Origin of the sequence: Mycobacterium ahvazicum, assembly GCF_900176255.2 — a bacterium.
GTDB lineage: Bacteria > Actinomycetota > Actinomycetes > Mycobacteriales > Mycobacteriaceae > Mycobacterium > Mycobacterium ahvazicum.
On the sequence record NZ_FXEG02000006.1, the window covers coordinates 213,919 to 232,102 of the forward strand.

Here is an 18,184-nt window from a genome sequence, read left to right on the forward strand (position 1 = left end):
CAGGCGACGTTGGGAGCAGCGATGAAGTTGATCAGGTCCGTGGACGATGCACTCGCGACGATCGGTGAGGAACTGGGCGTCAGCCGGTGGGTGGAAATCGACCAGAGCCGGATCGACGCCTTCGCCGACGTCACGATGGATCATCAGTGGATCCACGTCGACGTCGAGAAGGCCAAGGCCGAAAGTCCTTACGGCGCAACGATCGCGCACGGCTTTCTCACGCTCTCGCTCATCCCCGGTGTGAGCAAGGACAACTACCGCGTCGAGAACGCCAAGATGGGTATCAACTACGGCCTGAACAAGGTGCGATTCCTGTCCGCGGTCACCGCCGGTAGCCGCATCCGAGTCCGGTCCGAGCTCGCCGACGCCACCAAGGTCGCCGACGACACCGTGAACCTGACCGTGCGACACACCGTCGAGATCGACGGAGTCGACAAACCGGCCGCCGTGGCCGAACTGATCGCTAGGTTCGTCTGGTGACCAGTGGCCCGTTCGACGGCAAAGCCGTCCTGACCGGAGCGGGTAAGTCGCAGGTCGGCCGCAGGCTGGGCCGGACGGGATTGGACCTCACCCTCGAGGCGGTGCTGCGGGCGATCGCCGACGCCGGGCTGAGCGTCGACGACGTAGACGGGATCGCCAGCTACCCGGGACCGGGTGTGCCGGACGCGGGATTCTCCGGTGCCACCGTCCAGGAGGTCCGCAACGCACTCGGACTGCGCTCCCGCTGGTACGTCTCGGCGATGGAGACAGCGGGGCAGATCGGGCCGGCAATCGAGGCCTGTATGGCGGTCACGCTCGGGCTGGCCAACCATGTCGTGGTGTATCGGTCGGTGTGGGAGTCCACCGCCGCGCAGCAGGCCGGCGGCGGCCGCGCCTCGGTGCTGTTCGGCGGCGGGGAATTGCCCCCGCACCTTGAGTGGATGGCGCCCTTTGGCGCACTGTCGGCGGCGAACTGGCTGGCGATGCCCGCTCAGCGCTATATGCACGACTTCGGTCTGACCCGCGAGCACCTCGGCCGCATCGCGATCAACGCCCGCACCAACGCCGGACTCAATCCCGATGCGATCTATCGCGAGCCGATGACGATGGACGACTACCTTGAAGCGCGGATGATCTCCGAGCCGCTGTGCCTCTACGACTGCGATGTGCCCTGCGACGGCGCCACCGCCGTGATCGTGTCGCGCCGTGACGCCGCCAATGGCCTGCCGCGACACCCGCTGACGGTGGAGTCCGTCGGGTCCGGGATGTTCGAGCGGGCGACCTGGGATCAGCGCTGCGACATCACCACGATGGCCGCGCACGATTCGGCGGCCACGCTGTGGGAGCACACCACCCTGACCCCCGCCGATGTCGACATGGCCCAGCTCTACGACGGCTTCTCCTTCCTGACCGTGATGTGGCTGGAAGCGATGGGCTTCTGCGAGCACGGCAAGGTCGGCGAGTTCGTCGGCGACGGTTCGGCTATCGCACTGGACGGTTCGCTGCCGATCAACACCAGTGGCGGGCAACTCTCCGGCGGTCGCCTGCACGGAATGGGCTTCCTGTGTGAGGCGTGTGTCCAGCTGTGGGGCGAGGGCGGCGACCGGCAGGCGCCCCGCACCCCCGAGGTGGTGGCCGTCGGTGTGGGCGGCGGGCCGGTGGCCGGATCGATGCTGCTGAGTAGCCGGTAACTCATGTCGAGGGCCGAAGTCGACGACATGACGCTCGGTGACATCGTGACCGACAACGCGGTCCGCTTCCCCGACGTCGTCGCCTACCGGTACGGCCAGCGCTCCGTGACCCACGCACAATTACGGGACCGGGCAGTCCGATTGGTGTCGGCCATGGCCGCGAACAGGGTAAAGCGCCAGGACCGCATCGCGGTGTTGAGCCGCAACAGCATCGAGTTCGGCGAACTGAACGCGGCCGCCCAACTTGGCGGAATCATCATGGCCACCATCAACTTTCGGCTTTCGCCACCCGAGATGGATGATGCGCTGCGGCGCGTCGCCCCGTCGATCGTGTTCTGCGCCGCCGAGTTCGTGCCGGTGATCGGCGATCTCATCGCGGGTGTGCCGTCGCCACCGATGTTGGTGGTCATCGGCGGACAGGCTCCGCCGGGGATCACGGGTTACGAACGATTTGTGGAGGAAGGCCGCAGTGGAGAGCCCGACTTCGTAGCCCGGCCGGACGACACCGCGTATCTGCTGTTCACCAGCGGCACGACCGGCGCATCCAAGTGCTGCATCCTCGGGCAGCGAGAGATGCGCCGGGTCGCATTCACCATGAACAACGAGATGCGTTGCGGCAGCGCCGATCGCGGGCTAATCAACATGCCAATGTTCCACTTCGGTGCGCTCGGGATTATCGGTGGACTGCATGCTCGCGGCGGAACCGTGGTGCTGCAGCAACAGTTCGACGCGGCCGATGCGGTGAGGCTGATCGCCGACGAGCGGATCACGGTGCTGCATCTGGCGCCGGTCATGCTCAGGGCGCTCCTTGATGAGGTGAGTGATCGCTTGGCGGTGGAATCGGTTCGCACGGTGGTCTATTCGGCTGCGCCGATGACCGCGGCCATTCTGCGGCGGGCACTCGCCGTGCTGCCGGACGCGGGCTTCCTCAACCTTTACGGACAGACGGAAGCCATTGTCTCTGGACTGCCCCGCGAACTGCACATCCTCGACGACCCCAACGCTGCCGAGCGGCTGAGCTCGGTTGGCTTCCCATTTCCCGACACCCGGGTACGTGTGGTCGATGCGGACGGTGGCGTCCTGCCCGTGGGGCAGGCAGGTGAGATCGTCGTGCGGTCCGACTCGATGTTCCGCGGCTACTGGCAGGACGAGGCGGCAACGCAGGCGACGCTGCGGGACGGGTGGTGTCGCACCGGCGACATGGGTCGACTGGACGGGCGCGGTCTGCTCTATCTGATGGACCGCAAGAAGGACGTGATCATCAGCGGCGGCGAGAACATTTATTCGCCCGAGGTCGAGGATGCGGTCAGTGCGGTTGTCGGAGTAGTCGCCTGCGCTGTCGTCGGGGTGCCCGACGACAAGTGGGGCGAGGCGGTCTGCGCGGTCGTGGTGCCGCGCAGCGGTGCGTCGCCGACGCTGGAAATGGTGCAAGAGGGGGTCCGGCAACGACTGGCGCGCTACAAGGTGCCTCGTCGACTGGTGCTGGTCGCCGAACTGCCTGTACTGGCCAGCGGCAAGGTGGACAAGAAGCGACTGCGCGCCGAGCTGAAGGCCGCCGCCGGCTGAGCTCCTATGCTCACGCTTCGCGCAAGAGCGAACGGCGCAACAGCTTGACCATCAACTCAGCGGCCTGCTCGTCGCTGTCCGGTCCGCTAGCCCCCGTCGGCTCGGACATCCGGCCCAGGACCGCCGCGAAGACCGCGCCTGCGACGTCGGCGTCGATCCCGGGCGGCAGGTCGACGGTGGACAACAACGCGGCAACCGCCTGGAAAATCGCGCCAATACCGTGGTCCACATCGGCGTTGGAGAGCTGTTCTGCGACCGTGCCGTCGAACCACGCCCGGATCACGCCGCGGTAGGTGCGATGGAATTGGACGTAGCCAAGCATCCATTCGGTCAGAGAATCCGCGGCCATGGCAGGCAGGGCGGCGGCGTGCTTCTCGATCTCGGCGACCGCTCGGCGGGTCAGCTCGGCCAGGATCTTGTCCTTGGTGCTGAAGTACCGGTACAAGGTCGCGCGGCTGACGTCGGCGGCGGCCGCGATCTCCGCCATGCCGATGGCGTAGTAGCCGCGTTCGGCGAACAACGTCGAACTGACCGACAGCACATCCTGCGGAATCGGCGATGCCGACGCCTCGACAGCCGCAGGTGTCGCCGCGGCATAGCCGAGGGCGCGGGGCGTGGTTCGTGCGCATCCGTCTCTTGCCGGTGCTAGCACCTGCAACATGTCGGCTGGGGTCTCGGGGAACAGCATCAGCTGCAATGCACCGGTCAACGACCACGTCACGGTCGCGCGAGCGGGCAAAGGGAACATGTTTCGGTACCTGTAGAGGTGAACCATGTGGGGGATCCGCCCGAGTGCTGCGGCCGCGTCGTCGGCTTCCAGATCCCGCAGGGGTGTCCGCCGCAGCCGATCGGTGACGGTCTGATGAAACTGGGCGGCGGCCGAACTGGCGTCGACGACGGCCAACCCGGTGGCCGTGCCGATGCCCGGAAACTCGGCGAACACCGCAGCGTGGGCGTCGTAGATATCCGCCCATTCGACGAGCCAGCGGTGCAGCGCGTTAATCCCGTCGGCCGTCGGGCCGAGTCCACCGAGGTGTTCGCCGTGTGCCAGCACATCACGCCCGGCCAGCGCGCTCAGTTCACCGAAGATCTCCTCCTTGCCGGCGAAGTATTGATAAACGGTGGCGCGGGAGGCGCGGGCCGCCTTGGCGATGGCGTCAAGCGAGGTGGCATGAAATCCATTGGCCAGGAAGACCTTCGCGGCGCACCCGAGTATCCGGTCGCGGGTGTGCAGACCACGGCGCCCCACGCCGGCATTGGTGGCGGGGGCGTAGCCGGGGCGCCGTAGCTTGTCGGGAGTGCGGGCCATGGGAGAAGTATTCCGCGCCGGCGCGGTCGTCATGGTGCCGACGGCGCTCCGGGCAGGTTGCGCTTGGCTTTGCCGGGATAGCCGAAGAACTTCTCGAAGTTGGCGTCGTTGATGGGTTGCGCGCTGTTGCGAGCAGCAGCAGACCGCAGCGCATCCAGGCGGGCCTGAGCCTTCTCGAGTGCTTCGACCGGGCCGGATTGTTGTAGGTCCTGGACGTTTCGCGCCGCCGCGGCGATCTCGATGCGCAGCCGTTCGCCCGCTTCGCCGAAGGTCAACAGGTCGTGGTCGTCTTCATCGACCTTGTCCCGGCCTGCGTCTTCGGCGGGTCGGTCCGTGGTTTCCATGTCGGCCCTCTCAACTGCTGGACGAATGTGGCGTGTGTCATATAGTCTGTGAGACGAACCGTCAGAAAACAAGACGATATGTCAGAAAAATATGGCCGATCGTCAGATGCGAAGGAGCATCATGCCGCTTCAGGATGACCACCAGATCGTGTCCGTTGATGACCACTTGGTCGAGCACCCACGCGTGTGGCAGGACCGGTTGCCGCAGAAATACCTCGAACAGGGCCCGCGCATCGTCGAGGACAACGGCATGCATCTGTGGCACTACGACGGGCAGGTCTTCCCGACCATCGGCCTGAACGCTGTGGCCGGTAAACCGCCCGAGGAGTGGGGCATGGACCCCGTCCGCTACGAGGACATGATTCCGGGCTGCTATGACCCGGTCGCCCGGGTCGCCGACATGGATCTCGACGGTGTGCAGTCAGCGTTGTGCTTCCCGTCGTTCCCCGGATTCGGCGGCGGCACGTTCCAGCGCGCGGACGACAAAGAGCTAGCCCTGCTGTGCGTCAAGGCGTGGAACGACTTCTACATCGACGAGTGGTGTGCGACCGCACCTGATCGCTACATCCCGCTGGCGATTCTGCCGACCTGGGACATCGATGCCTGCATCGCGGAGGCCGAGCGGGTGGCTGCCAAGGGCGCCAGGACCATTTCGTTCCCCGATAGTCCTGTGCCCCTTGGTCTCCCGTCGTTCCACTCAGACCACTGGGACGGACTGTGGCGGGTCTGCTCCGAGGCCAAGATGCCGGTCTCGCTGCACTTCGGCTCCGGCTCCTACGTGCCGGGCTTCTCGTTCTCGTCGGTCAAGCCGATCGCGGGTCAGATCACCGTGCCGGACGCCCCCTTTGCCGTGGCGACGGCGCTGTTCTCGACCAACCTGATGTGGAGCACCGTCGATCTGCTGTTCTCTGGCAAGCTCCAACAATTCCCCGAGCTGCAGATCTCGCTGGCCGAAGGCGGCATCGGTTGGGTGCCCTACATCCTGGAGCGCACCGACTATGTGTGGGAGCGGCACCGCTACTACCAGAAGATCGACTTCGACACCCGTCCGTCGGAGTTGTTCCGCAAGCACTTCTGGGGCTGCTTCATCGACGACGAGCACGGCCTGAAGAACCGGCACAGCATCGGCATCGACCGCATCATGCTCGAGATCGACTTCCCGCACAGCGACTCCAACTGGCCGAACTCGCGCAAGCGGGCCGCCGAGGTGCTCGCGGAGGTGCCCGACGACGAGTGCAAGCTGATCGTCGAGGAGAACGCCCGCCGGATGCTCAACTTCCCGCGGGTGAAAGCGGACGATCGGCAACTCGCCGGCGTCTAAAGTTTGCCTCGCGAGACCAGCTGTGCGGCAATGACATTGCGCTGGATCTCATTGGTGCCTTCGCCGACGATCATCAAAGGTGCGTCGCGGAAGTAGCGCTCGACGTCGTATTCGGTGGAATAGCCGTAGCCACCGTGGATTCGGACGGCGTTGAGCGCGATTTCCATGGCAGCCTCCGACGCGAAGAGCTTGGCCATCCCGGCCTCCATGTCGCAGCGTTCGCCGCTGTCGTAGCGTTCGGCGGCGTAGCGGGTGAGTTGGCGGGCGGCGGTCAGTTTGGTGGCCATGTCAGCCAGGTAGTTTCCGACTGATTGGTGCTTCCAGATCGGTTGGCCAAAGCTCTCCCGCTCCTGTGCGTATTTCAGCGCGTCCTCGAGTGCTGCGCTTGCCACCCCCAGTGCCCGCGAGGCCACCTGAATACGGCCCGTTTCAAGGCCTTTCATCATCTGGGCGAATCCTTTGCCCGGCTCGTCGCCGAGGACTGCCGAAGTCGGTACCCGGCAGTCGTCGAACGACAATTCGCAACTCTCCACGCCCTTGTAGCCCAGCTTGGGCAGGTCGCGTGAGACGGTCAGACCCTGACCGTGTTCGACCAGGACTATCGAGATGCCCCTATGGCGTGGCTCGGCTTGTGGATCGGTCTTGCACAACAGTGCGATGAGGCCGGACCTACGCGCGTTACTGATCCAGGTCTTCGCGCCGTTGATCACCAGCTCGTTGCCCTCGGCTCGTGCGGTGGTCGTCATCGCCTGCAGGTCGGAGCCGCCACCGGGTTCGGTGAGCGCCATCGTGGCACGCATCTCCCCGCTCGCCATGCGTGGCAAGTACTTCTGTTTCTGCTGCTCGGTGCCGTACAACGAGATCAGCGTCGCGACCACGGTGTGTCCGCCCATCGCGCCGGCCAGGCTCATCCAGCCGCGGGCCAGTTCCTCGGTCACTTGCACATAGCAGGGCATCGACACCGGCGAACCGCCGTATTCCTCTGGCACCGCAAGCCCAAAAATCCCGATGCGTTTCATCTGCTCGATCCACGCTTCCGGGTACTCATTCGCGTGCTCGACTGCGCGGACCGTGGGCCTGACGTCGCGGTCGATAAAGGTTCGTACCGTTTCGACCAGCATGGTCTCTTCCTCAGTGAGCGAAGATGTCATCGCAGTGTCCCTTTGCTGGATACGACCGTCAGAATAGGGGGAACGCGCCGTGATGGATAGTCCTCAATCCGCACGAACCGAGCATATATGCCCGCCCTTATAGATTGACACTACTGTTAGAAGCGGCATCGGGCGTCCGGTCGTTCGAAAATAGTTAAAGCTTTAGTCTTATGCTGACAGCTGGACGAACCGTCCGGCTGAGAACGGTCGAGCAAAGGGAGGTCCTATGAAAGTCCGCCTCGAACAGTCGAAGTGCGTGGGTCATGCCCAGTGCTACGCCGTCGACCCGGAGTTGTTCCCGATCGACGACTCCGGCTACTCCATCCTCCGGGAGCGCGAGGTGCGGCCGGAAGACGAGCAGGCCACAAAGGACGGGGTTGCCGCATGCCCCGAACTCGCACTCATCCTTGAAGACGGCTGATCGGCGTGCTTGCCAATCGGCCACGCTAACCGGCACACTCAGACATAGTTAACCAAGTTCACTTTGTGGAGTGTCATGCATACAGCTGATTGGCGTAGCCGGCTCGAATTGCTTCTCGCCGACTTCCGTCGTCGCCGGGCGGACGCCGCGCGGTCAGGTACCAAGCCTGACCGCATCGAGGTGGCCCGGGCCTGGCACGCCGAACTCGTCGATCACGGGCTGGCCGCCCCGGGGTGGCCGCGCGAGGTCGGTGGGCTGGACCTGCCGCTGGCCGATCAGCTGGATTACTACCGGATGACCACGGAAGCGGGTGCACCGCCGCATCCGTGTCCGCTGTCATTCATCCTGGCCCCGACGCTGATCGCGCACGGCACGCAGCAGCAAAAGGATCGATTCCTGACGCCGTTGCTTCGCGCGGATGAGTTCTGGTGCCAAGGGTTTTCCGAGCCCGGAGCCGGCAGTGACCTGTCGTCACTGTCCACCCGGGCGGTCCGCGACGGCGATGTGTATCGGGTGACGGGCCAGAAGGTCTGGACCACGATGGCCGACCGCGCCGACTGGATGTTCGCCCTGGTGCGGACGGGTTCGGGGGACAAGCCCTCCGACGGCATCACCTATCTGCTGATCCCGATGAACAGCCCGGGGATTACGGTGCGTCCGCTGCGCGACATCAGCGGCGCCGCGCACTTCGCCGAGGTCTTCTTCGACGACGTGGCGGTGCCGGTCGAGAACGTCGTCGGCGAGGAGGGTGCCGGCTGGTCGATCATGCGAACGTCGCTGGGCCACGAGCGGGCGACTGCGTTTCTGGCCGACGAGTTCAAGTACCGCCGCACGGTCGACCGGGTGATCGATCTCGTTGTCTCCCAAGGGCTCGACACCAACCCAATGGTTCGCCAGGACGTCGCGCGGCTGGAATCTGGGGTTCGCACCATCGCCGCCAACAGCGCCCGCGCATTGGCCGCGGTGCTGCGCGGCGAGGATCCGGGCGGTGTGGCTTCGGTGAACCGGTTGGTGAAATCGGAGTTCGAGCAGCATATGCACGCGCTCGCCCTGCGCGCAGCGGGTCCTTATGCAGCGCTGGGCAGCCGGGCATCCGACGCCGTCGATAACGGGCGCTGGACGTTCGGCTACCTGATGAGCCGGGCGACCACGATCGGCGCGGGTACCGCCGAGATTCAGCGCAATACCATCGCCGAGGGTGTCCTCGGGCTGCCGTCGCACCGAGGCGAGGGCAGCCGCGCAGCCGCCATTGCGCCTGGCGCACCACTGGCCACGCCCGAGGAGGATGAACGCGAGCTTCGCGAGGTGTTGGCGGCCGCACTGCAGGCCACGGTGGACGAAGCGGCATTGCTCGACCGCAAGCGTCCCATCGATACAGCAGAGCCCGAAGTGTGGTCGGCGCTCACCGAATTCGGTCTACCAGGTCTCTCAGTCGAGGAATCCCTTGGCGGAGCGGGCGCCCGACCACGTCTGCTGTACGCCGCCATCGAGGAGGCCGCGAGGGCGTTGGCACCTGCGCCGCTCGTTCCGACGGTCATCGCACTCGGCGTCGCGTTCCAGTGTGGCGCAAAGGCTTTGGTGCAGCGAATCACCGCCGGCGCGGCGGCGGCATTCGCCGTGCCCGTCGACGACAGTGGCTGGGTGACCAGCGGTCCCGTTTTACCCGAGTGGGATGGGTCGGGTCTTTCCGGTGTGATCCCGATCGTGGCAGGGGCGCCGAACGTCGAGGTTCTGGTGGTGCTGGCTCGCGTCGCCGACGGCGTCGGTGAGCTTCTCGTGGCGGTCGACGCCACGGCAGAAGGCGTCGACGTGACGGCTCAGCAACCGCTCGATATGACCGCGACCATCGGCTCGGTGACCTTCACCGCGGCCGCGGGTGAGGTGGTCGCCGACGGAAACGACGTGGCTCGAGTGCTGAGCACGGCTCGCCGTCAGGCGGTGTTAGCCGTGGCGGCGGATTCCATTGGTGTTGCTTCGCGCGCGCTAGCGATGGCCGTTCAGTGGGCAGGCGAACGGCAACAGTTCGGCCGCGCCATCGGCAGCTTTCAGGCGGTGTCGCACCGATGCGCGGACATGTTGGTCGCCCTCGAAGGCGCCCGCAGCCAAGTGCTCGCGGCCGCCGAAGTTGACCTCGAGAAGTCGGGGTACATCGCGGATTTGGCCGCCGCGGCCGCGCTCGACGCCGGGGTGATGGCCACCGAGGGTGCGTTGCAGATCCACGGCGGCATCGGGTTCACCTGGGAGCATCCCAGTCATCTGCTGCTACGCCGCGCCAAGGCTAACGCCGTGTTGGTCGGCCGTGCCGACGCGCTGCGAGACCACGCCGCCGGCGAACTGCTGGCGCTGAGCCGCTAATACGTCACATCGAACAGGAAGACGGCAACGTGGAATACGGAATGGGTGCCGAAATGGAGGCCTTCCGCGCCGAAGTACGGGCGTTCATTGCCGAGCATGCACCGCCCATCCCACCACGAGCGGGCGTGCGGAGCGCCGAGAATAAAGCTGAACTCAAGGCACTTCAAGAATGGACGGCGCGCCTGTTCGAAGCCGGTTACGTCGGCGCGGACTGGCCGGTCGAGTTCGGTGGTCGCGACGATCGCTCCGCTGAACACGCCATCGTGGTGAGCGAGGAATTGGCCCGGGCCGCGGTGCCGGGCGTGCCGAGCGGCAACGCGCTGGCATCGCATGCGCTGATCCACTACGGCACCGATGAGCAGCGGCGCAGGCACTTGCCCGAGATTCGCGCGGGTCGACAGCTGTGGTGTCAGTTGTTCAGCGAACCGGGCGCGGGAAGCGACCTGGCGTCGTTGCGCACCCGGGCGGTGCTCGACGGTGATACCTACACCGTCAACGGGCAGAAGGTGTGGACCACCGACGGGCACTGGGCCGATTACGGATATCTGTTGGCGCGCACCGATTCCGACGCCCCCAAGCACAAAGGCATCAGTGCGTTCATCCTCGACATGTCGAGCCCCGGCGTCACGGTTCGGCCATTGCGCGAGTTGACCGGCACTTCTGACTTCAACGAAGTCTTCTTCGATTCCGTCGAGGTACCTGCCGAGGCGATGATCGGAGAACCAGGACAGGGCTGGGCCATCGCGAACGCCACGTTGGGGCACGAACGCACCAGCGTCGGCGCCGCGGTCGTCAAATTGAGGTTGGCGATCGACAGACTTGTCACACTCGCCTCGCAGGTCAACCTCGACGGTCGTCCAGCGATCGATAGCGATCGGGTACGTGATCGCATCGGCGAGTTCAGCGCTGAGGTGGAGGCGCTGTCGGCGCTGACGTACGCCAACCTCACGCGGTGGCTGCGTGGCACCGAACGCATGCACGACGGCGCGATGGCCAAGTTGATGTTCAGCGAGCTGAATCTCGAGATGGCCAGCTTCGCAGTCGAACTCGGCGGTGAGGCAGGCATGTTGGTGGAGGGCGACCCGGGCGCGCTCGACGGCGGCCGTTGGCAGGACGAGTGGCTGTACGCCCGGGCTTACACGATCGCAGGCGGCAGTTCGGAGATCATGCGCAACCTGATCGCCGAGCGGGGCTTGGCACTGCCGCGGGATCGGCGCTGAATGTCAGGCGCCGAGCAGTGCCGCGCGGTGTTCTGCGACGCTCCCGTTGAAGGCCTCGTCGACCTTGATCCGGCGCAGGAAGAGATGCAGATCGTGTTCCCAGGTGAATCCGATGCCGCCGTGCACTTGCAGCGCCGTTCCGGCCACCTTCGCGGCAGCGGACTTGGTGTATGCCGCCGCCGCGGACGCGGCCCGGGACCGCGCAGCGACGGGTGCGGTGTCCAGCGCGAGAGCCCCGGCCCACAAGGTGGCCCGGCCGGCCTCCACCGCGACGGCCATGTCGGCGCAGTGATGCTTGACGGCCTGGAACGAGCCGATCGGCGCGCCGAACTGTTCCCGCTGGCCGGCGTAAGACACCGTCATATCGAGCAGCCGGGCTGCCGCGCCCAACGCGTCGAACGCCCGGTGCACCGCGAGAGCGTCGCGCAGCAAGGCCAGCGTGCCGGGTGGCAGCGGCTTCCATTCCGCGATCGTCGCGTCGAGGTCCAGCCGCGCCCACGAACGGCTCAGGTCGAGGGTCGACATCACCGACAACGTCGGGGCACTGAGGACCGTCACGTATTCGCCATCGCCCACCTGCCCTGCCACCGCGATGGAGTCCATGTCGGCGGCCATCGGCACCGGACGGGTGACGCCTGTCAGCCGCAGCGCATCGCCATCGAGAGCGGCGTCAGGACCGAGCGCCACTCCTGTCAGCTCGCAGTCTTCGGTGGGGCAGTCGACGCAGTCGAGCAGCCACGCCGCAATGTTCAGATCCGCGACCGGCAGCGAGCTCCCCGCGTATCCATGCTGCTCCGTCACGACGGCGAGATCTACATGCGTGCCGCCTATTTCGTGAGTGAGCAGCTCCAGAAGACCCGATTCTGCCGCGTGCGCGACGACCGCGGAATCTACCGTGACCGCAGCCGAGTCCAGCGTTTCGCGGACCCTGGCGATGGGGTCGTGCTTGGTAAGCCAGGCGCGCTCCGCCGCGGCGAGTTGGTCCTGTTCGTCGGTCAAGCCGAAGTCCATCGATGGCCCTTCTACTAAGTTGACCTAGTAAACCATGTCCTCTAGGTTCAGATGACGGGCTTTCGCCGCGAGGGCCGATTTGGAAAGTGACGATGACGAGCATCGACAACGCGCTGGGACGGCTTTGGGACGCCAACGACCACGACCGCATGCTGGAGTGCGACGGACGCTGGACGTCGTGGGGTTCCGTTAGGTCGCTCACCGAGCGGATCGACCAGGAACTGACTGCCGCGGGATGTCAAGCCGGCGGGCGGGTAGCCGTCGTGCTCTCCAATCGGATGGAGTCCGTCGCGGCGCTCATCGCGATCTTCCGCGGGAGACGCACGCTGGTGACCATCAGTCCGCTGCAGCCGCCGGACCGGCTGAGTGACGATCTTGCGGCGTCCGGCGTCGCGTATGTCCTTGCGCCGGCCGCATTATGGTCCGAAGACGTCTTCAGCCGTGCCGTCACCGATCTGGGGGCGACCGGTTGGCGTCTCGACGACGGCGAACTGGCTCTCCAGGTAAAGGGCACGACGCAGGCCGTCAGCGGCGACGCGGCGATCGCAATCGAGATGCTGACCTCGGGCACGACGGGCGCTCCCAAGCGCATCCCCCTGACCCGTGCGCAACTGGAGGCCTCGATCGCGTCGGCGCTGCAGCACAACGACCGCGCCGATGCCAAGCCCAAACCTCCGCTGTCGGGCACCGTGGGCCTGGTGACGTTGCCCATCGTGCACATCGGCGGGCTGTGGTCGTTGTTGCAGTCGCTGGTCGCGGCACGCCCGATCGCGATGCTCGATCGATTCACGGTGCCGGGCTGGCACGCCGTGGTGAAGCAGTATCGGCCCGCGGTGGCAGGACTGCCCCCGGCGGCCATGCGATCGGTGCTCGACTCCGACATCCCCCGCCAAGATTTGGCGAGCATCCGCGCCATCAATGCGGGGACAGCCGCCGTCGACCCGGCATTGGTTGATGCGTTTTTCGAGCGGTACGGCATCCCGATCCTCGTCGTCTACGGCGCGACGGAGTTCTCCGGCGCGGTGGCCGGGTGGACCGTCAAGGACTTCCACGCGCGATGGGCCGACAAAAAAGGCAGCGTCGGGCGTGCCTTTCCCGGCGTGCGGTTGCGAGTCGTAGACGAGGACGGCGCCGTCCTTGGCGCCAACGAGGGCGGCAGGCTGCAGGTCGCCACGCCGCAGGCCGGTCAAGCCGGTGACTGGGTCACCACCAGTGACCTGGCGCATCTCGACGAAGACGGTTTCCTCTACATCGACGGTCGCGCGGACGACGTGATCGTGCGGGGCGGTTTCAAGGTGTCACCCGAGACCGTGGTCCGGGCGCTGCGTGCGCACCCGGCCGTCGCAGATGCCGCCATCGCGCCCGTGCCCGATCAGCGGTTGGGCCAGATTCCGGTTGCCGCAGTCGAATTGCGTCCCGGGGCGGCCATCGAAGGCGAGGAGCTGCGCGAGCACTGCCGGGCGACGCTGACGCCCTATGAGGTGCCCGCTCGCGTCTTCGTAGTCGACGAGTTGCCGCGCGGAGCGGCGCTCAAGGTCGACCGGCGCAGGCTGCTCACGATGTTCGACGAGCTCGGCGCGAGCACTGTCCAACCAGCCGGTGCAGGCTAAAACGCCTATCAGGCAACCATCGACTTGGAGAGGAACCGTAGTGACCGAAACTGCGACCGACGTGGCGAGCTTGGCGGCCAGCGTGGAGCTGCGCGGCAACGTCTCGTTGATCACCATCAATCGGCCTGACGCGCGCAACGCCGTTAACGGGGCGGTGAGCACGGCCGTGGGTGACGCGCTCGAGGAGGCGCAGCGCGATCCCGAGGTGCGGGCGGTCGTCATCACCGGTGCCGGCGAGAAGTCATTCTGTGCCGGAGCCGATCTCAAGGCCGTCTCGCGCGGCGAGAATCTCTACCACGCGGAGCACCCTGAATGGGGCTTCGCCGGCTACGTGCATCACTTCATCGACAAACCCACAATCGCCGCAGTGAACGGCACCGCGCTCGGCGGCGGCTCAGAGCTCGCCCTGGCCAGCGATCTGGTGATCGCCTGCCAGAGCGCAACTTTCGGGCTGCCCGAGGTGAAACGCGGCCTGATCGCAGGGGCGGGCGGCGTGTTCCGGATCGTCGAACAGCTGCCACGCAAGGTCGCGTTGGAGCTGGTGTTGACAGGTGAGCCCATGTCCGCGGCCGACGCGCTGCGGTGGGGCCTGATCAATGAGGTCGTGCCGGACGGTACCGTCGTGGAAGCCGCCCTGGCACTCGCCGCGCGGATCACCTGCAACGCGCCGTTGTCGGTACAAGCCAGCAAACGAGTCGCCTACGGTGCAGACAACGGGATCATCGGCGCGGAGGAACCCAAGTGGGAGCGCACGACTCGCGAATTCACCGAGTTGTTGAAATCCGAAGACGCCAAGGAGGGCCCACGGGCCTTCGCTGAAAAGCGTCTCCCTGAATGGAAGGCACGTTGAGCATGGCGGAGAGCGTGGGACGCGTAGCAGGAAAAGTCGTTCTGATCACCGGGGGCGCCCGCAGCCAGGGCCGCAGCCACGCCGTCAAGCTGGCAGAGGAGGGCGCGGACGTCATCCTCTTTGACATCTGTCACGACATCGACACCAACGAGTACCCGCTGGCGACATCGCGCGATCTCGAGGAAGCCGGTCTGGAGGTGGAGAAGACCGGTCGCAAGGCGTACACCGCCGAAGTCGACGTCCGCGACCGGGCGGCCGTGAGCCGCGAACTAGCCAACGCGGTGGCCGAATTCGGCAAACTCGACGTAGTCATCGCCAACGCGGGCATCTGTCCGCTGGGTGCTCATCTGCCGGTTCAGGCCTTCGCCGATGCCTTCGACGTGGACTTCGTCGGCGTCGTCAACACGGTCCACGCCGCGCTCCCGTATCTGAAGTCGGGAGCGTCGATCATCACCACCGGATCGGTCGCCGGCCTCATCGCGGCCGCACAGCCCCCCGGGGCGGGCGGCCCGCAGGGCCCCGGCGGCGCAGGCTACAGCTACGCCAAGCAGCTGGTGGATTCCTACACTCTGCAGCTCGCCGCGCAACTGGCGCCCCAATCCATCCGCGCCAACGTCGTTCATCCCACAAACGTGAACACGTCGATGCTCAACAGTGCGCCGATGTACCGGCAGTTCCGGCCGGACCTCGAGGCGCCGAGCCGCGACGACGCCCTGCTGGCGTTCCCCGCCATGCAGGCGATGCCCACCCCGTACGTCGAAGCCTCGGACATCTCGAACGCGGTGTGCTTCCTGGCCTCTGACGAGTCCCGTTATGTGACGGGCCTGCAGTTCAAGGTCGACGCCGGCGCCATGCTGAAGTTCTAGGAGGACCGATGACCACCACCCAAAAGCCCGGTGCTGACGCGGGGGCGAGCGAAGCGACCGGGGATGATCTGGCCGCCGAAGAGGGCCGCATCACCGACGAGGACATCGAACGCGCCAAAGGGCAGATCGGAATTCCCGTTCACCAGCGCGACGAAGCGTGGCACAAGCTGCCGTCAGCCGATGCCATCACGCACTTCGCGTTCGGCTGCGGTGACGACAACCCGCTGTTCTACGATCCGGCCTACGGACCGACCACGCGCTGGCACGGACAGATCGCATCGCCGACCTTCCCGATAGCGACGGGCCTGGACCAAACCCCGAAATTCACCGACCCGGAGCGAAAGAAGCTGTTTCGCGGTCTGTTTCGCGGGACCGGGAAGTACTACTCGGGGGTGAAGTGGACGTGGTACCGCCCGATCTACGCGGGTCGGCCGGTGCTCGCGGAGAACTACACGCTCGACGTTCAGGTGAAGGACAGCGAATTCTCCGGTGGGCGTTCGGTCAAGGAGACTTACCGCTACCTCTACGTCGACATCGATGGCAACCCGATCGCGACCCGCGACGAGTCCTACATCAACGCCGAGCGTCACGGTTCGAAGAAGTCCGGCAAGCTCAAAGACATACAGCGCAAGCACTGGACTCCCGAGGAATTCGCCCAAGTCGAGGAAGAGTACGAGGCAGAACGACGGCGAGGCGCCGATCCGCAATGGTGGGAGGACATCTCGGTCGGCGACGAACTTCCCGGAATCATCAAGGGGCCGTTGACCGTCGTCGACATCATCTCGATGCACATGGGGTGGGGCTGGGGCGGTTACGGCGTGGGGCCATTGAAGTTTGCCCACCAACTGCGCAAGCGGATGCCCGCCTTCTACCAGCCCGATGAATATGGCGTCCCCGATGTCGTGCAACGACTGCACTGGGATGCCGCACGCGCTCAGGCCCTGGGTATTCCGGCGCCCTACGACTACGGACAGATGCGCGCAGCATGGGTGAGCCATTTGATCACCAACTGGATCGGCGACGACGGTTGGCTGGCCGAAATGGACCTGCAGCTGCGTGGCTTCAACTACCACGGCGACGTGCACCGGTGCACCGGCACGGTCACCGCGAAGGGTGACGGGCCCGATGACTTAGTGTCATTGGACGTCTTCGCCACCAGCCAGCGGAACGAAACCACCACACGGGGCACCGCCAAGGTGTTGCTGCCGTCGAAGACTTCCGGTGCGGTGGTGCTGCCGATCCCGGACGCCGACCTGCGAAGGCGGGGCGCGCAGGTCGTGTCGCGAGTGTTCGGCAAAGTCGGTGAAGAGATGCGACGACTGTATGGAGAGTGAGACCACCACATGAAAAGACTCGTTCTGGAGCCCGAGCACGAGGCGTTCCGCGAGACGGTCCGGCAGTTCATCGAACGTGAGCTGGTGCCCAACGCCGAGAAGTGGGAGAGTGACCGCATCGTCGACCGCTCGGCGTTCGTCGCCGCCGGCAAGTACGGCCTGATCGGTTTCAACATGCCCGAGCAATACGGCGGCGGGGGAGTCGACGACTTCCGGTTCAACGCCGTGATCGACGAGGAGATCGCCCGCTACGGGGGGCCGTCGCCGTCGCTGAGCTTGCAGAACGACGTTGTCGGCCCGTACTTCTCGTCACTGGCCAACGACGAACAGAAGGAGCGCTGGCTGCCGGGCATCATCAGCGGCGAATTGATTGTCGCTGTCGCGATGACCGAGCCTGGCGCTGGCAGCGACCTGGCCGGTATCCGCACCTCGGCCGTCCGCGATGGCGACGACTGGATCATCAACGGCGCCAAAACATTCATCTCCTCGGGTATCAACGCCGACCTGGTGGTGGTGGTGTGTCGTACCGACCCGGACGCCGGCCACAAGGGCTTCACGCTGCTGGTGGTCGAGGCGGGCATGGAGGGTTTCAGCCGCGGACGCAAGCTCGAGAAGATGGGATTGCACTACCAGGACACCGCCGAGCTGGCCTTCGAAAACGTGCGGGTGCCGTCGGCGAACCTGCTGGGCAAGGAGGGACGCGGCTTTTATCATCTGATGCACAACCTCCCGTCGGAGCGGCTGTCCATCGCCATCTCAGCGATCGCCGGTGCGCGCGAGACCTGGCGGCAGACATTGCAGTACGCCAAGGACCGCAAAGCCTTCGGCCAGCCGATCGGCAGTTTCCAGCACAACCGGTTCCTGTTGGCCGAGATGGACACCGAGCTCGAAATCGGCGAGCAGTACATCGACCGGTGCCTGCAGGCTGTGGTCGACGGTGAACTGACGGCGGTCGAGGCGTCGAAAGCCAAGTGGTGGTGCACCGAGACCGCGAAGAAGGTCATCGACGGCTGCGTGCAGTTGCACGGCGGATACGGCTATATGACGGAATACCGGGTTGCGCGTGACTACCTGGACAACCGCATCATGACGATCTTCGGCGGCACCACCGAGATCATGAAAGACATCATCGGCCGCGATCTCGGCTTGTGAACCC

Annotated in this window: 16 protein-coding genes; 12 read left to right on the forward strand and 4 right to left on the reverse strand. The window is 65.7% G+C overall.

The window, feature by feature from the left end; all coding sequences use genetic code 11:
• Positions 1-21: 21 nt before the first annotated feature.
• The 3 genes from MAAFP003_RS28105 to MAAFP003_RS28115 are packed head-to-tail and all read left to right on the forward strand — an operon-like array spanning position 22 to position 3,236.
• Complete coding sequence (locus MAAFP003_RS28105; RefSeq protein ID WP_036473736.1) at positions 22-480, forward strand: MaoC family dehydratase; 459 nt, start codon at positions 22-24, stop codon at positions 478-480.
• The gene (locus tag MAAFP003_RS28110; protein ID WP_036473738.1) at positions 477-1,670 is read left to right on the forward strand and encodes a thiolase family protein; all 1,194 of its coding nucleotides are present in this window, start codon (positions 477-479) and stop codon (positions 1,668-1,670) included. Before MAAFP003_RS28105 ends, MAAFP003_RS28110 begins: the two co-directional genes overlap by 4 nt.
• 3 nt (positions 1,671-1,673) lie before the next feature.
• The gene (locus tag MAAFP003_RS28115; protein ID WP_036473740.1) at positions 1,674-3,236 is read left to right on the forward strand and encodes a class I adenylate-forming enzyme family protein; all 1,563 of its coding nucleotides are present in this window, start codon (positions 1,674-1,676) and stop codon (positions 3,234-3,236) included.
• Positions 3,237-3,246: 10 nt separating this feature from the next.
• Here MAAFP003_RS28115 and MAAFP003_RS28120 read toward each other — a convergent pair whose 3' ends face one another.
• Both MAAFP003_RS28120 and MAAFP003_RS28125 read right to left on the reverse strand, forming a co-directional pair.
• On the reverse strand, positions 3,247-4,545 hold the full coding sequence (locus MAAFP003_RS28120; RefSeq protein ID WP_051641701.1) for a TetR/AcrR family transcriptional regulator: 1,299 nt from the start codon (positions 4,543-4,545) through the stop codon (positions 3,247-3,249).
• Positions 4,546-4,574: 29 nt separating this feature from the next.
• Positions 4,575-4,889 (reverse strand): hypothetical protein, encoded by a 315-nt coding sequence (locus MAAFP003_RS28125; RefSeq protein ID WP_036473744.1) that lies wholly within the window; start codon positions 4,887-4,889, stop codon positions 4,575-4,577.
• A gap of 121 nt (positions 4,890-5,010) precedes the next feature.
• Between MAAFP003_RS28125 and MAAFP003_RS28130 the strand changes: the two genes are divergently transcribed.
• Positions 5,011-6,210 (forward strand): amidohydrolase family protein, encoded by a 1,200-nt coding sequence (locus MAAFP003_RS28130; RefSeq protein WP_036473746.1) that lies wholly within the window; start codon positions 5,011-5,013, stop codon positions 6,208-6,210.
• Here MAAFP003_RS28130 and MAAFP003_RS28135 read toward each other — a convergent pair.
• Positions 6,207-7,361, reverse strand: coding sequence for an acyl-CoA dehydrogenase family protein (locus MAAFP003_RS28135; protein ID WP_036473748.1), 1,155 nt, complete (start codon positions 7,359-7,361; stop codon positions 6,207-6,209). The genes MAAFP003_RS28130 and MAAFP003_RS28135 overlap by 4 nt on opposite strands.
• 226 nt (positions 7,362-7,587) lie before the next feature.
• Between MAAFP003_RS28135 and MAAFP003_RS28140 the strand changes: the two genes are divergently transcribed.
• The 3 genes from MAAFP003_RS28140 to MAAFP003_RS28150 all read left to right on the forward strand — a co-directional run bounded on the left by MAAFP003_RS28140 (position 7,588) and on the right by MAAFP003_RS28150 (position 11,357).
• Positions 7,588-7,782: a ferredoxin gene (locus MAAFP003_RS28140; protein ID WP_036473750.1), complete on the forward strand. Its 195-nt coding sequence runs from the start codon at positions 7,588-7,590 to the stop codon at positions 7,780-7,782.
• Between the two features lie 75 nt (positions 7,783-7,857).
• Positions 7,858-10,137 (forward strand): acyl-CoA dehydrogenase family protein, encoded by a 2,280-nt coding sequence (locus tag MAAFP003_RS28145; RefSeq protein WP_036473752.1) that lies wholly within the window; start codon positions 7,858-7,860, stop codon positions 10,135-10,137.
• Positions 10,138-10,166: 29 nt separating this feature from the next.
• On the forward strand, positions 10,167-11,357 hold the full coding sequence (locus MAAFP003_RS28150; RefSeq protein WP_036473754.1) for an acyl-CoA dehydrogenase family protein: 1,191 nt from the start codon (positions 10,167-10,169) through the stop codon (positions 11,355-11,357).
• A gap of 3 nt (positions 11,358-11,360) precedes the next feature.
• Here the strand turns inward: MAAFP003_RS28150 and MAAFP003_RS28155 are convergent, their stop codons facing one another.
• Positions 11,361-12,368: an acyl-CoA dehydrogenase family protein gene (locus tag MAAFP003_RS28155; RefSeq protein ID WP_036473756.1), complete on the reverse strand. Its 1,008-nt coding sequence runs from the start codon at positions 12,366-12,368 to the stop codon at positions 11,361-11,363.
• 92 nt (positions 12,369-12,460) lie between these two features.
• On the opposite strand from MAAFP003_RS28155, the gene MAAFP003_RS28160 reads away from it, so the two are divergent.
• From MAAFP003_RS28160 to MAAFP003_RS28180, 5 genes are read left to right on the forward strand one after another with little or no spacing between them, the layout of a single operon-like run.
• Entirely contained in the window at positions 12,461-13,978 is a 1,518-nt protein-coding gene (locus tag MAAFP003_RS28160) for a class I adenylate-forming enzyme family protein (RefSeq protein WP_036473758.1), read from the forward strand.
• Positions 13,979-14,018: 40 nt separating this feature from the next.
• The gene (locus MAAFP003_RS28165; RefSeq protein ID WP_036473760.1) at positions 14,019-14,828 is read left to right on the forward strand and encodes an enoyl-CoA hydratase-related protein; all 810 of its coding nucleotides are present in this window, start codon (positions 14,019-14,021) and stop codon (positions 14,826-14,828) included.
• Between the two features lie 14 nt (positions 14,829-14,842).
• Positions 14,843-15,694, forward strand: a complete 852-nt coding sequence (locus MAAFP003_RS28170) for a mycofactocin-coupled SDR family oxidoreductase (protein ID WP_036474138.1) — start codon at positions 14,843-14,845, stop codon at positions 15,692-15,694.
• A gap of 8 nt (positions 15,695-15,702) precedes the next feature.
• Positions 15,703-17,028, forward strand: coding sequence for an FAS1-like dehydratase domain-containing protein (locus tag MAAFP003_RS28175; protein WP_036473761.1), 1,326 nt, complete (start codon positions 15,703-15,705; stop codon positions 17,026-17,028).
• 9 nt (positions 17,029-17,037) lie between these two features.
• The gene (locus MAAFP003_RS28180) at positions 17,038-18,180 is read left to right on the forward strand and encodes an acyl-CoA dehydrogenase family protein (protein WP_036473762.1); all 1,143 of its coding nucleotides are present in this window, start codon (positions 17,038-17,040) and stop codon (positions 18,178-18,180) included.
• Positions 18,181-18,184: the final 4 nt, after the last annotated feature.

Bases quoted from the DNA above. Each gene is read 5' to 3' on its own strand.
- MAAFP003_RS28105 (WP_036473736.1), top strand. From the start codon at position 22: ATGAAGTTGATCAGGTCCGTGGACGATGCACTCGCGACGATCGGTGAG.
- MAAFP003_RS28115 (WP_036473740.1), top strand. From the start codon at position 1,674: ATGTCGAGGGCCGAAGTCGACGACATGACGCTCGGTGACATCGTGACC.
- MAAFP003_RS28120 (WP_051641701.1), bottom strand. From the start codon at position 4,545: ATGGCCCGCACTCCCGACAAGCTACGGCGCCCCGGCTACGCCCCCGCC.
- MAAFP003_RS28125 (WP_036473744.1), bottom strand. From the start codon at position 4,889: ATGGAAACCACGGACCGACCCGCCGAAGACGCAGGCCGGGACAAGGTC.
- MAAFP003_RS28130 (WP_036473746.1), top strand. From the start codon at position 5,011: ATGCCGCTTCAGGATGACCACCAGATCGTGTCCGTTGATGACCACTTG.
- MAAFP003_RS28135 (WP_036473748.1), bottom strand. From the start codon at position 7,361: ATGACATCTTCGCTCACTGAGGAAGAGACCATGCTGGTCGAAACGGTA.
- MAAFP003_RS28140 (WP_036473750.1), top strand. From the start codon at position 7,588: ATGAAAGTCCGCCTCGAACAGTCGAAGTGCGTGGGTCATGCCCAGTGC.
- MAAFP003_RS28145 (WP_036473752.1), top strand. From the start codon at position 7,858: ATGCATACAGCTGATTGGCGTAGCCGGCTCGAATTGCTTCTCGCCGAC.
- MAAFP003_RS28155 (WP_036473756.1), bottom strand. From the start codon at position 12,368: ATGGACTTCGGCTTGACCGACGAACAGGACCAACTCGCCGCGGCGGAG.
- MAAFP003_RS28160 (WP_036473758.1), top strand. From the start codon at position 12,461: ATGACGAGCATCGACAACGCGCTGGGACGGCTTTGGGACGCCAACGAC.
- MAAFP003_RS28175 (WP_036473761.1), top strand. From the start codon at position 15,703: ATGACCACCACCCAAAAGCCCGGTGCTGACGCGGGGGCGAGCGAAGCG.
- MAAFP003_RS28180 (WP_036473762.1), top strand. From the start codon at position 17,038: ATGAAAAGACTCGTTCTGGAGCCCGAGCACGAGGCGTTCCGCGAGACG.